Below are 12,121 nucleotides of genomic sequence, written 5' to 3'. Positions count from 1 at the left end.
GGTGGTGGCACGAGGAGGGAAATACGCGTCGCTGGCGCTCGTGGCAGGGTTGCACGGGCTGGCAAGCGCCACGCCGATCAGCCAGGTGCCGTTACAGGTTGGTGGCGGCGCTCCGGGCAATCTCGTGTTGCTGCCATCGACGGCTCACTCGTCCGTTGCGGCGGCTGCCCACTCGGGGGATACCTACATTCCCGAGCGGACGTACGTCGGCTATTTCGATCCTGCGAAGTGTTATGGCCAGGAGCCTGCGCAGCAGTACTTCCAGCCCCTGCGGGCGGCGCAGGAACATCTCTGCTCTGGCGCCTGGAGCGGCAACTTCCTCAACTGGGCAACGGCGCAGCGCCTCGATGTCGTGCGCTCCGCGCTGACCGGCGGGGACCGTTACATCGATACCGCCGGTACAACAGTGCTGCAGAAGGCGCGCAATACGGAAGCTGACGGCAGCTTCCCGGACCGCCATTTATCCACGGCGCTCGCGGGCGGAGCCACGCCGTTTTCCGGGCTGTCCTTGTCGTTCCGCATCGCCGGGCAGGATCGCAGCCTCCTGTTCAGCCGCAGCCCGGCGTTTGCCGGTGAGCCGCAGGATTACCTCGCCGGGACGGTTGTGCAGGCCACGGAAACCTATCGCCTACCCGTTCGGGTACAGGTCTGTGTGGCTGGGCTGCTCGAGCGCAACTGCCACCGCTATGGCGGCCAGTCCAAGCCCGAAGGTCTATTGCAGCAGTACGCCAGCCGGCTGCAGGTCAGCGTGCTTGGCCGGGCTGATAGCGACGTCGTGCTGCGTGCCCGACACAAGTTCATCGGCCCGCAACTGGGCGACGGCGCGGATAATCCGCAAGCGGAATGGTCGGCACGCAGCGGCATATTTCTCGCCAACCCGGACCGGGATGCGTCCGGCCGCAGCGGCGTAATCGACTACCTCAACCGCTTCGACGAGGCGCAGTTGCGCCGCGGGGATGACCTGGGCGAGTCGTTGCATGCGGCGACCCGCTACCTGAGAAACCAGGGCAGCCTTGCGGCGCCGGCCGATGCTGGCGCCGTCCGTGTTTTCCCTGCCGTCGCGCCCTGGGGCGACCCGATCAGCCATGCCTGCCAGCGCAACAGCGTTCTCGGGCTGGGTGGTGCGGGGGAGGCGCGAATTGGCGAGAGCCTGCCTCGCCTCGCGGGGAAGGACCTGGCCGTGGATATGGCCCAGGCCGGTCGCCGCGTGGCCGCCATGGAGGGGGTAGGTGCCGACGACGCGACCCTGGACTTCGCCGGCCTCGCCTACGATGCGCACACCCGCGATCTCCGCCCGGACCTTCCAGGGCGACAGACGCTTTCCACCTACTGGCTGCCCCTCGAGTCGGCAGGCCAGGGCAGCGCCCTCTGGCTGGCGACGAAATATGGCGGCTTCTTCGTGCCCAAGGGCTACAGCGATGCGCGGGATGCGCCGCTGCCGGCGGCCTGGTGGCACGATGCAGCGATCTCCCTTGCCGTGCGCCCGGACAACCTGCTGGACGCCACGGAGCCGGCGCGCTGGCGTGATGAGCTGCAACGGGCGTTCGCACGCACTGCCGAGAGCGGCGCGGGAGCGTTCAGCCAGTTCATCGCGGGCGGGCGTTCCGACGAGGTATTCAGCACGACATTGAACCCAGCGAGGTGGAGCGGTGACCTGCTGCTTTGGCAGGGGAGTTCCGCGAAGCCTGTCTGGTCGGCGGCGCAACGATTGGATGAGCTGGACGAGGCGCGATTGGGCGGGAGAAATATCTTCACTGTACGCACGCCGGACGGTTCCGGTATTGCGCGGCAGGGACTCGCCTTCGCCTGGTCTGCGCTGGACGATCGACAGCGTGAGGCGCTGGCCGCCGAAGGCAACGACGGTGAGCGCCTGGTCGACTACCTGCGTGGTTCCAGGCTGGAGGAGCGCGACTCGGCGGCAAGCCCCCGACCATACCGGCAGCGCGGCAGTCGGCTGGGCGACATCGTCCATTCGCGCCCGGCATACTCCTGGCATGATCCGCAGCCATACGCCGCGCTGCCCCAGCCGCTCGCCAACGGGCTGAGCCTGGGCAGCGCCTACCGAGACTTCCTCGACAGCGCGACCTACCGGCAGCGTGCGCCTCTGGTGGTGGTTGGTGCGAATGACGGCATGCTGCATGGTTTCGATGCACGCGATGGGCGTGAGCTGTTTGCCTATGTGCCGGCGGCGGTCTTCGCCCATCTGCGCGAACTGGCCGCTCCGGGCTACGTGCACCGCTACTTCGTCGATGGCTCGCCGAGCATTGGGAATGCCTGGATCGAAGGGCGCTGGCGCACCTTGCTGGTAGGCACTCCAGGAGCGGGAGGCAACAGCGTCTTCGCCCTGGATATCAGCGATCCGCAGCGTATGCAGCCAGGCAGCGTGCTGTGGGAGTTCAGCCACCCGGAGCTCGGCTACAGCCTGGGCCGCCCGGCCTTGCTGGCGTTGGCGTCGGGAAGGTTCGTGGTGGCGCTGTCCTCCGGCGCCCGTGACCCGCAGGGCAAGGATGGCGAACTGTGGCTGCTCGATGCAGCGGACGGTCGTCCGCTCAAGCGCGTCAGGCTGCCCGGCGCAGGAGACCTGGGGCCGGTGACGGCGATCAGCAGCACGGGCGATGTCACGGCTGACCGTCTGTACCTCGGGGATAGTCGCGGCAACCTCTGGCGAGTGGATCTCGCAGGCGATGACGGCCAGGATTCGGCCATTCCCGCGTCCCTGGCCGGAGGGGCCCTGTTCAAGGCCGTTGACGCAAAGGGAGTGGCACAGGTGATTTCTGCGCCCGTGGTCGCGGCGCGAGATGGCAGTGGTGCGGTGCGAGTGATGTTCGGCACCGGGCGGTATTACCGCGTGGGCGACAACCTGCCCGCCGAGCCTGAGAAGGTCGAAAGCCTGTATGGCGTTCTCGACGACGGTACCGCGACGGTCGGGCGTACCCGGCTATCGGCGCAAGGCCTCGACGTGGAGTCGCTGGCGCGGTCCGCCGATTCGCCAGGCGACGGCAGCCGTGGCTGGTATCTGGACCTGCCCGCCGACGGCACCCGTGTCATCGAACGCGCGCAGCTGCGTGCGGATCGCTTCGTGCTGTTCAATCTCATGACACCTGGGGACGACCCGTGTGACGATCCGCTGCGCTACGGCTCCGTCGCGCTGGATATTGCCAGTGGCGGCGATCCGGGTACGGCACTCCCTGTGGTGTCCGCGGCAGGCAATGTGGTGTTCGGGCGGCCCGGCGGTCTGCTGGTGCGGCCGGGGGAGGGGGAAAGCGGTGTGCGGCTCACGACGCTGGATGAAGGCGGTCGCCCCCGCTCGCGTGATCTCGACTGGCCGGGCGACAGCGGGCGCAAGGCCTGGCAGGAGCTGCGCTGAGATGAAGTCTGCCGTGCGTCGCGGTTTCACGCTGCCGGAAATGCTCACGACAGTAGCGCTGATCGGCATCCTGCTGGCCATCGCGGTACCGACCTACCAGGACTATATTCGCCGGGCTCACCGGGTGGATGCACAAAAATCCCTGGTGGAATTGGCGCAGTACCTGGAGCGCTATCACACCAGCCATGGCAGCTACGTGGGTGCGGCCCTGCCGTATCAGCATTCACCACGAAACGGGCCGGCGCGCTATCGCCTGGGCTTCGCCGACGAGCCGGAGTCCGCGAGCTTCACGCTGATGGCCGAACCTCAGGGCAGCATGGCGGGCGATGATTGCGGAACACTCACGCTGGCCAGCAGCGGGCTCCGTGGCGCGGCCTCGGAGCGCTGCTGGTAGCGGTGCGTCAAGTCGGCGTGCGATCCACCCACTTGGGCGCCGCCAGGGGCTTCCACGCGGCCAGGGCATCGACCAGTTCAGCGGGCGAGGCGGCGCGCTGCAGCATGTCGCGATGGGGCTGGCGCACGAAGCGCTCCTGCACCAGGTGGTCGAGGAACGCCAGCAGCGGGTCGAAGAAGCCGTTCACCTCCAGCAGGCCCAGGGGCTTTGCATGGTAGCCGAGCTGGCCCCAGGTCCAGACTTCGAACAGCTCTTCCAGGGTGCCCAGGCCACCGGGCAGGGCGATGAAAGCGTCGCTCAGCTCCGCCATGCGGGCCTTGCGCGCGTGCATGCCGTCGACCACTTCCAGGCGCGTCAGGCCGCTGTGGCCGACTTCGGCGTCCTTCAGGCTCTGCGGGATGATGCCGATGACTTCGCCGCCGGCGGCCAGCGCGGCATTGGCGACCATGCCCATCAGGCCCACGGCCCCCCCGCCATAGACCAGCTGGATGCCGTTCTCGGCGAGGTGACGGCCGAGGGCTTCGGCGGCTTCCTGGTAGATCGGGGTGGCGCCGGGGCTGGCGCCGCAGAATACGCAGATGGAACGCAAGGTCATGGAACTTCCTCGATTGGCTGCCTCGTTTTGCAGGCCGTCAGGGTAGCGGCAGCCTCGAGTGCGACCAAGTCCGAATTTTCCTAGTCCATTTCAGCTCGTCGGCCGCCCCCGCCGCAGGTGCCGAGTGCGTAGCAGGCGAGCAGGTTTCGCAGCAACTGGCTTTGTAACATCGGAAGACGGTGCATGGCGCTAACTCCTGTTGGGCCGGGGGATGGCGTCTATGCTAGGCGGGGTGCGCTGTTCTGCCTCGTTGATCCTGCCGATCGACCTGATAGACAGTTTGAAGCTTGGCTCGTGGCCGATGGCCATTGATGCAGATCAGGGGAACCCGGATCGCCTTCGGGCAGTCTTCCCCTTCAGGATTCTCCGCCCAACCTGCCTAGGAGGCATGTCATGTTCCGTAAACTCGCCGCTGTATCCCTGCTTGGCCTGTTCAGTGCCCCGCTGCTGGCCGCCGAATGCTCCGTGGACATCCAGGGCAACGACCAGATGCAGTTCAGCACCAACGCCATCAGCGTCGACAAGAGCTGCAAGACCTTCACCGTGAACCTGTCCCACCCGGGCAGCCTGCCGAAGAACGTCATGGGCCATAACTGGGTACTGACCACCGCCGGCGACATGCAGGGCGTGGTGACCGACGGTATGGCCGCTGGTCTGGACAAGAACTACGTGAAAGACGGCGACACTCGCGTCATCGCCCACACCAAGATCATTGGCTCCGGCGAGAAGGATTCGGTGAGCTTCGACGTTTCCAAGCTCAAGGAAGGCGAGCAGTACACCTTCTTCTGCTCCTTCCCGGGCCACTCGGCCATGATGAAGGGCACCCTCACCCTGAAGTGATCCGGCTTTGCTAAAAAGCCTGTGATTCGAAAAGCCCGACTATTGGTCGGGCTTTTTATTTCACGCTTTTTAGTTCAAAAAACGAAGTCAGGGTGTCGGTTGCTGGAATTTGAATGGGGGACCCATGTACCACGGTGAACGCTTCAACGCCTGGACCCACCTGATCGGTGCCTTGCTGGCGCTGGTGGGCGGCATCTGGCTGCTGGTCGCCACCAGCCTGCTGGGCGAGCCGCTGCGCATCGTCAGCGTGGCGATCTATGGAACGACGCTGCTTCTGCTCTACAGCATCTCCACGCTGTACCACAGCGTGCGCGGGCGGGCGAAGGTGATCCTGCGCAAGCTCGACCACCTGTCGATCTATCTGCTCATCGCGGGGAGCTATACGCCCTTCTGCCTGGTGACGCTGAAGGGGCCCTGGGGCTGGACGCTGTTCGGCATCGTCTGGTCGATGGCGGTGATCGGCATGCTGCAGGAGATCAAGCCGCGCTCCGAGGCGCGGGTGCTGTCGATCATCATCTACGCGGTGATGGGCTGGATCGTGCTGATCGCGGTCGGGCCGCTGTACCGCGCCCTGGGCGGCGCGGGTTTCGCCTGGCTGGTGGGCGGCGGGGCCTTCTACACCATCGGCATCATCTTCTTTGCCTATGACAGCCGCTTCCGCCACTGGCACGGCATCTGGCACCTGTTCGTGATCGCCGGCAGCCTGCTGCACTTCATCGCCATCTGGCGCTACGTCATTCCCCAGCATTGAGCCGGGCGGCGCAGGACCGCTCCCGCGCCGCTGGTTGCCGACGGCTTACGGGGCGGTCGGCAGGGCGCGCTTGTGATGGGTCTTCTCGAAGGTGCGGACGATGATGTCGAAGGCTTCCTGGCTGACCTCCTGGCCGTGCAGGAAAGCGTCGATTTCCTTGTAGGTCACACCGTGGGAATGCTCGTCCGGCTTGCCGGGGGCGAGGTCTTCGAGGTCCGCAGTCGGCACCTTCTCCACCAGATGCTCCGGCGCGCCCAGGCTGCGGGCGATGCTGCGCACCTGGTTCTTCACCAGGCCGGTGAGCGGGGCGAGGTCGCAGGCGCCGTCGCCGAACTTGGTGAAGAAGCCCATCACTGCCTCGGCGGCGTGGTCGGTGCCGACCACCAGGCCGGCGCGGGCATTGGCGATGGTGTACTGGGCGACCATGCGAATCCGCGCCTTGGTGTTGCCCAGGGCGAAATCGCGGGTGGCCGGCGCCAGGCCTTCCAGCGCCTGGGTTTCCGACGCCAGCGCCTGGACCGACGGGCCGATGTTCACGGTGTGGCGCTCGTCCGGGGCGATGCAGTCCACCGAGTCCTGGGCGTCCTGTTCGTCACCCTGGACGTTGTAGGGCAGGCGCACGGCGAGGAAGCGATAGTCCTGGTTGCCGGTCTCGGTGCGCAGGCCTTCCACGGCGCGCTGGCAGAGCATGCCGGCGGTGAGCGAGTCGACGCCGCCACTGATGCCCAGCACCAGGGTCTTCATCCCCGAACCCTTCAGGCAGTCCTGGATGAAACGAATGCGGCGCTGGATCTCGGCCTGCAGCTCGGCGTCGGACTGGAAGGGCGGCTGCACGTTGAGTTCTCTGGCGATGGCGGCCTGTCTGTCTTTCATCTGATGGGCTCCTGGTCGGATGCGAAAAGGGTTACACCGGCACCTTGAACACGTGGCGCAGGTAGGCGACGAAATTCTCGTCGCGGCATTGGGTCTTGCCGGGTGTGTCGGAAATCTTCGCCACGGGGTGGCCGTTGCAGGCCGTCATCTTGAGCACGATGTTCATCGGTTCCACCCCGGGGATGTCGCAGGTCAGGTTGGTGCCGATACCGAAGCTGGTGTTGATCTTGCCACGCAATGCACGGAAGAGCTGCAACGCCTTGGGCAGGTCGAGACCGTCGGAGAACACCAGGGTCTTGGTCATCGGGTCGATCCCTAGCCGGCGGTAATGGGCGATGGCTTTCTCGGCCCAGACCAGCGGGTCGCCGGAGTCATGGCGCAGGCCGTCGAAGAGCTTGGCGAAGTACAGGTCGAAGTCGTTGAGGAAGGCGTCCATGGTAATGCAGTCGGTGAGCGCGATGCCCAATTGACCGCGGTACTCGCGCACCCAGCAGTCCAGCGCGGCGATCTGGCTGTCGATCAGCCGTGGGCCGAGCTGTTGGTGTGCCATCAGCCATTCGTGGGCCATGGTGCCGATCGGTTTCACGTCGAACTCGCGGGCCAGGTGGACGTTGCTGGTGCCGACGAAGCGGCCAGGGAAGTCGCGCTTCAAGATGTGTACGACTTCTTCCTGGGTGCGGTAGGAAAAGCGCCGGCGGGTACCGAAGTCCGCCACCTGGAACTCCTTCAGCTCCTCTTTGCTGGCATTGCCGGCAAGCCAGTCGAGCTTGCGGTAGAGCTGCTCGCCGACCTGCTCCAGCACTACCTCGCGGTAGCGATAGCGGTTGCGCACTTCGCTGACGATGGCCAGCAGCGGCACTTCGAAGAGGATCACATGCAGCCACGGCCCGCGCAGGCGGATGGCCAGTTGGTCGTCCTCGATGCTGGTGTGCACGTAGCGCAGGTTGAAGCGGAACAGGCTGAGGAAGCGGATGAAGTCCGGCTTGATGAACGGGATGCGTTCGAGAAAGGCCAACTGGTCCGGCGTAGCCTCCAGCTCGGCCAGGCGCTCGATCTGGTAGCGGATTTCCGCCAGGTACGGGCGCAGGTCCTCGGCGTTGCGGCAACGGAATTCCCACTCCACTTCGGCGTTGGGGTAGTTGTGCAGCACCGCCTGCATCATCGTCAGCTTGTAGAAGTCGGTGTCCAGCAGGTTCTGCACGATGCTCTCGGCAAACACGCTTTCGGCCATGATCAATTCTCCCTGATGCCCATGAGGGCCTCGTCCAGCTCGTTCTCGTCCGCGCAGAGGATGACCCCGGCGGCGCGCATCTCGGCGCAGGCGGCCCTGGCGGTTTCCTCCGCGATGGCGCGGCAGGCCGGCAGATACAGCAGCACCTGGAAGCCGGCGCGGCGCAGTTGCAGTGCGGTGGTCTTCACGCAGTAGTCCAGCGCCAGGCCGCCCACCAGTACGTGGCTGACCCCGTTCTGCCGCAGGTACTCGATGGCTCCGGTACTGCGCCGTTCCGCCAGGTCGTGGTAGCACGCACCGTAGGGGTGCAGATCCGGCTCGACGCCTTTCCAGATGAAGAAGTCGTAGTCCATCGGTTGGGGCAGTTCGTCCAGCAGTTCGAAGCCCGGCGTGCCCGGCACACAGTGGCTGACCCAGGTGAGGTCGGCGTTGGGCAGGGAGAGCGGCTGCAGCATCTGTGCCGGCTCGCTCACTACCCAGGGCGCTTGCGCAGTGTGCGCGTCCTTGCTGCCCAGGCGCAGGCTGGCGCGCTGGGCCAGAAGGTTCAGGGCGCCGCCGATGGCATCGCCGCCGGGCACCGGCAGTTCGTTGGGGCAGAGCGGGGTGAAGCCCTTCTGGGCATCTACATCGAAGCTGGCGATCAGGTTCATGGAAGCCTCCGCTTGACCGTTGGTGGCCTGTCGTGACCACATAATTCACGACGTGAAATAAGTCGTCAAGTAAAAATAACGGAAATGATCGGCAGTGGAAGATGCTTTCTATGCGTGATGAAATAAGTCGCAGGATTTTCCCCGGCGAAAACCTTTTCAAGGAGCTTCGATGAGTACCGCTGAAGTGCTGGCCACCGTGGATATCGTGGCGCTGCGCCTGAACCCGGAGCGCGGGCTGGAACTGCTGCTGATCCGTCGCGCCCACGGGCCGTTCGAGGGGCAGTGGGCGTTGCCCGGCGTGCTGATCAACGGCCGCTGCGCGGATCACGGCCTGGACGATGCGGCTCTGCGCGCGTTGCGCGAGAAGGCGCGGGTGCAGCCGGCGTACATGGAGCAGGTGGCCACGGTCGGCAACGCAGTGCGCGACCCGCGCGGCTGGTCACTGAGCGTGTTCTATCTCGTGCTGGTGGCGCCGGAGACCGAACTGGCCGCCGACGATCTCGACTTCGTGCCGCTCGACGCCGTGCGCGGCGAGCGCCTGGCCTTGCCCTTCGACCATGCCCATCTGGTGCAGCAGGCCTGTGAGCGGCTGGCCAGCAAGTCGGTGTACAGCGCGTTGCCGCTGCACCTGTTGCCGGAGCGCTTCACCGTGGCGGAGGCGCTGAAGGCCTTCGAGCTTTCCATTGGCGAGGAAATCCAGCATTCCAGCCTGCGCGGGCGGTTGGAGCGGATGAAAGCGGCGGGCTGGGTACAAGACACCGGTGAACGTCACCAGCCACCCATGGGGCGACCGCAGCATGTATTGCGCTTCACGCCGCAGGGGGAGGGGGCGTTCATGTTTGATCGGAGTTTGTTGGTTTAGGGCGGCTCCGGACAGTCCTGAGCCTTGCGGCCCCCTCACCCCTCCATCCGCTCCCCAATCCACTCCACGAACGCCCTGATCTTGGGCACCGCCGCTGCATGTTCGGGGTACGCCAGGTAATACCCGCTGCGACTTTGCAGCCCGTGCTCCCAGGCGATCACCAGCTTGCCCTCGCTCAGTTCCTCTTCCACCAGGAAGCGCGGCAGCAGCGCCACGCCGCAACCGGCCTGGGCGGCGCGGATGCACATGTAGAACGTGTCGAAGCGCGGCCCGTGGTAGCTGTGCTCGCTGTGCTGGCCGAGGCTGAGGAACCACTCGTGCCAGGCCTCCTGGCGCGTGGCGTTCTGCAGCAGGACAAGGTCGGCCAATTGCGTCGGCTCGCTCAGCGGCTGTGCCGGCAGGATCGTTGGTGAGCACACCGGCACCATCTCTTCGCCGAACAGCGCCATGCACTCCGCGCCGGGCAGGGTGCCGGCGCCGAAGAAGAAGGCGATGTCGCAGCGCGATTGCAGCAGGTCCCCGGGCTCCAGCTCCTGGCGCAGGTCGAGGTGGATGTTCGGGTGGCGATGACGCCAACCGTTCAGCCGCGGGATCAGCCAGCGTGCGCCGAAGGTCGGTGGTGTGGCCACGCGCAGTACTTCAGTCTCGCCGCCATAGGAGAGCAGGTAGTGGGTGGACATCTCCACCTGGGTGAGGATCTTGCGCACTTCCACCAGGTACAGGTCTCCCGCCGGAGTTAATTGCAGGCGGCGTCGCACGCGACGGAACAGCAGGTGCTGGAGCATCTCTTCCAGCTGAGCCACCTGCTTGCTGACCGCGCTCTGGGTCAGGTTCAGCTCTTCGGAAGCACGGGTGAAACTCAGGTGCCGAGCCACCGCTTCGAAGCATTGCAGGGCGGTCATGGACGGCAGATGGCGTTTGCTCAGCATGGCGGGCAGTTCATGAATTTACGGAATGATGTGCATAGGAAACGTCGTTTGTTGTACCTCGGCAAGCCGTTTATTACTGCTGGCATTCCGTCAGGTCATCTGAAAAGAACTGGAGTCCGCATGATTTCCGCACTGCTCGAATCCCTCGGCGTCGACGCCCGCCTGGTTACCGGTGGCGATCAGGTCATCCACTCTCCCATCGACGGCAGCCGCCTGGGCGCGGTGCGCCTGCAAAGCGCCGCCGAGGTGGAGCAGAAGATCGGCCGCGCCGCCCATGCTTTCGACGCCTGGCGCAAGGTGCCGGCGCCTCGTCGCGGCGAACTGGTGCGGCTGTTCGGCGAGGAGTTGCGGGCAAGCAAGGCCGCCTTGGGCGAACTGGTGTCCTGGGAGGCCGGCAAGATCACCCAGGAAGGCCTGGGCGAAGTGCAGGAAATGATCGACATCTGCGACTTCGCCGTCGGCCTGTCGCGCCAGCTCTACGGCCTGACCATCGCCTCCGAGCGCCCTGGCCACCACATGCGCGAAACCTGGCATCCGCTGGGCGTGGTCGGGGTCATCAGCGCCTTCAACTTCCCGGTCGCCGTGTGGTCGTGGAATACCGCGCTGGCGCTGGTGTGCGGCAACTCGGTGGTGTGGAAGCCGTCGGAGAAAACCCCGCTCACCGCGTTGGCCTGCCAGGCGCTGTTCGAGCGCGCGCTGAAGAAGTTCGGTGATGCGCCGGAGTATCTGAGCCAGGTGGTGATCGGCGATCGCAGCGCCGGTGAAGCCCTGGTGGACGACGTGCGCGTCGCTCTGATCAGCGCCACCGGCAGTACCCGCATGGGTAGCGAAGTCGGCCCGCGCGTAGCGGCTCGCTTCGGCCGCAGCATTCTCGAACTGGGCGGCAACAACGCGATGATCCTGGCGCCCAGCGCCGACCTCGACATGGCCGTGCGCGCCGTGCTGTTCAGCGCCGTCGGCACGGCCGGGCAGCGCTGCACCACGCTGCGTCGGCTGATCGCCCACGAGTCGGTGAAGGACGAATTCGTCAGCCGCCTGAAGACGGCCTACTCCAAGGTGCGCATCGGCCATCCGCTGGAAGGCAACCTGGTCGGCCCGCTGATCGACGAGCGCAGCTTCCTGGCCATGCAGGGCGCGCTGGAGCAGGCGCGCGGCGAGGGCGGCGTGGTGTTCGGCGGCGAGCGCCAACTGGCCGATAAATTCCCCAACGCCTATTACGTGGCGCCGGCCATCGTCGAGATGCCCGAGCAGAGCGATGTGGTGCGCAGTGAGACCTTTGCGCCGATCCTCTACGTGGTGCCCTACAAGGACTTCAACGATGCAGTGGCGCTGAACAACGGCGTGCCCCAGGGGCTGTCGTCCTGCATCTTCACCACCGACCTGCGCGAGGCGGAAGCCTTCATCTCGGCGGTGGGCAGCGACTGCGGCATCGCCAACGTCAACATCGGCCCCAGCGGCGCGGAGATCGGCGGCGCCTTCGGTGGCGAGAAGGAAACCGGCGGCGGCCGCGAGTCCGGCTCCGACGCCTGGAAGGGCTATATGCGCCGGCAGACCAACACCGTGAACTACTCGCGGGAACTGCCGTTGGCCCAGGGCATAGTCTTCGATTGATGACCAACGCGCCGGCCC

General features: G+C 65.8%; 11 protein-coding genes. 6 read left to right on the top strand and 5 right to left on the bottom strand.

Annotated features, from left to right (window positions below; all coding sequences use genetic code 11):
• Positions 1 to 4 precede the first annotated feature (4 nt).
• A complete protein-coding gene (locus A9513_RS21615) occupies positions 5 to 3,367 on the top strand; it encodes a PilC/PilY family type IV pilus protein (RefSeq protein WP_141678474.1) in 3,363 nt (1,120 codons plus the stop codon).
• A gap of 1 nt (position 3,368) precedes the next feature.
• Positions 3,369 to 3,761 (top strand): type IV pilin protein, encoded by a 393-nt coding sequence (locus tag A9513_RS21610; protein ID WP_065085553.1) that lies wholly within the window; start codon positions 3,369 to 3,371, stop codon positions 3,759 to 3,761.
• Between the two features lie 7 nt (positions 3,762 to 3,768).
• Here A9513_RS21610 and A9513_RS21605 read toward each other — a convergent pair whose 3' ends face one another.
• Complete coding sequence (locus A9513_RS21605; RefSeq protein ID WP_024766002.1) at positions 3,769 to 4,356, bottom strand: TIGR00730 family Rossman fold protein; 588 nt, start codon at positions 4,354 to 4,356, stop codon at positions 3,769 to 3,771.
• 393 nt (positions 4,357 to 4,749) lie between these two features.
• Here A9513_RS21605 and azu point away from each other — a divergent pair, with 393 nt between their 5' ends.
• Both azu and A9513_RS21595 read left to right on the top strand, forming a co-directional pair.
• Positions 4,750 to 5,196: an azurin gene (azu, locus tag A9513_RS21600; protein ID WP_024766001.1), complete on the top strand. Its 447-nt coding sequence runs from the start codon at positions 4,750 to 4,752 to the stop codon at positions 5,194 to 5,196.
• Positions 5,197 to 5,320: 124 nt separating this feature from the next.
• Positions 5,321 to 5,947 (top strand): hemolysin III family protein, encoded by a 627-nt coding sequence (locus tag A9513_RS21595; RefSeq protein WP_024766000.1) that lies wholly within the window; start codon positions 5,321 to 5,323, stop codon positions 5,945 to 5,947.
• Positions 5,948 to 5,992: 45 nt separating this feature from the next.
• Here A9513_RS21595 and nadE read toward each other — a convergent pair whose 3' ends face one another.
• From nadE to A9513_RS21580, 3 genes are read right to left on the bottom strand one after another with little or no spacing between them, the layout of a single operon-like run.
• Positions 5,993 to 6,820, bottom strand: coding sequence for an ammonia-dependent NAD(+) synthetase (gene nadE, locus A9513_RS21590; protein ID WP_065085552.1), 828 nt, complete (start codon positions 6,818 to 6,820; stop codon positions 5,993 to 5,995).
• Between the two features lie 31 nt (positions 6,821 to 6,851).
• On the bottom strand, positions 6,852 to 8,051 hold the full coding sequence (pncB, locus tag A9513_RS21585; RefSeq protein WP_065085551.1) for a nicotinate phosphoribosyltransferase: 1,200 nt from the start codon (positions 8,049 to 8,051) through the stop codon (positions 6,852 to 6,854).
• Positions 8,052 to 8,053: 2 nt separating this feature from the next.
• Positions 8,054 to 8,701, bottom strand: coding sequence for a nicotinamidase (locus A9513_RS21580; RefSeq protein WP_024765997.1), 648 nt, complete (start codon positions 8,699 to 8,701; stop codon positions 8,054 to 8,056).
• A 169-nt stretch (positions 8,702 to 8,870) separates the two neighbouring features.
• On the opposite strand from A9513_RS21580, the gene A9513_RS21575 reads away from it, so the two are divergent.
• Positions 8,871 to 9,563, top strand: coding sequence for an NUDIX domain-containing protein (locus tag A9513_RS21575; RefSeq protein WP_024765996.1), 693 nt, complete (start codon positions 8,871 to 8,873; stop codon positions 9,561 to 9,563).
• Positions 9,564 to 9,598: 35 nt separating this feature from the next.
• Here the strand turns inward: A9513_RS21575 and A9513_RS21570 are convergent, their stop codons facing one another.
• Positions 9,599 to 10,492, bottom strand: a complete 894-nt coding sequence (locus A9513_RS21570; RefSeq protein ID WP_024765995.1) for a LysR family transcriptional regulator — start codon at positions 10,490 to 10,492, stop codon at positions 9,599 to 9,601.
• A 120-nt stretch (positions 10,493 to 10,612) separates the two neighbouring features.
• Between A9513_RS21570 and A9513_RS21565 the strand changes: the two genes are divergently transcribed.
• Positions 10,613 to 12,103, top strand: a complete 1,491-nt coding sequence (locus tag A9513_RS21565) for an aldehyde dehydrogenase family protein (RefSeq protein ID WP_024765994.1) — start codon at positions 10,613 to 10,615, stop codon at positions 12,101 to 12,103.
• The last annotated feature ends 18 nt before the right edge of the window (positions 12,104 to 12,121 follow it).

It is taken from the genome of Pseudomonas sp. AU12215, from assembly GCF_001675465.2.
GTDB classification, from domain to species: domain Bacteria; phylum Pseudomonadota; class Gammaproteobacteria; order Pseudomonadales; family Pseudomonadaceae; genus Pseudomonas; species Pseudomonas nitroreducens.
The sequence above is the reverse complement of the archived record's forward strand: the minus strand, read 5'-3'. Positions and strand labels throughout refer to the sequence as shown.

Coding starts and splice junctions, on each gene's coding strand:
- A9513_RS21610 (WP_065085553.1), top strand. CDS start 3,369: ATGAAGTCTGCCGTGCGTCGCGGTTTCACGCTGCCGGAAATGCTCACG.
- A9513_RS21605 (WP_024766002.1), bottom strand. CDS start 4,356: ATGACCTTGCGTTCCATCTGCGTATTCTGCGGCGCCAGCCCCGGCGCC.
- azu (WP_024766001.1), top strand. CDS start 4,750: ATGTTCCGTAAACTCGCCGCTGTATCCCTGCTTGGCCTGTTCAGTGCC.
- A9513_RS21595 (WP_024766000.1), top strand. CDS start 5,321: ATGTACCACGGTGAACGCTTCAACGCCTGGACCCACCTGATCGGTGCC.
- nadE (WP_065085552.1), bottom strand. CDS start 6,820: ATGAAAGACAGACAGGCCGCCATCGCCAGAGAACTCAACGTGCAGCCG.
- pncB (WP_065085551.1), bottom strand. CDS start 8,051: ATGGCCGAAAGCGTGTTTGCCGAGAGCATCGTGCAGAACCTGCTGGAC.
- A9513_RS21580 (WP_024765997.1), bottom strand. CDS start 8,701: ATGAACCTGATCGCCAGCTTCGATGTAGATGCCCAGAAGGGCTTCACC.
- A9513_RS21575 (WP_024765996.1), top strand. CDS start 8,871: ATGAGTACCGCTGAAGTGCTGGCCACCGTGGATATCGTGGCGCTGCGC.
- A9513_RS21570 (WP_024765995.1), bottom strand. CDS start 10,492: ATGCTGAGCAAACGCCATCTGCCGTCCATGACCGCCCTGCAATGCTTC.
- A9513_RS21565 (WP_024765994.1), top strand. CDS start 10,613: ATGATTTCCGCACTGCTCGAATCCCTCGGCGTCGACGCCCGCCTGGTT.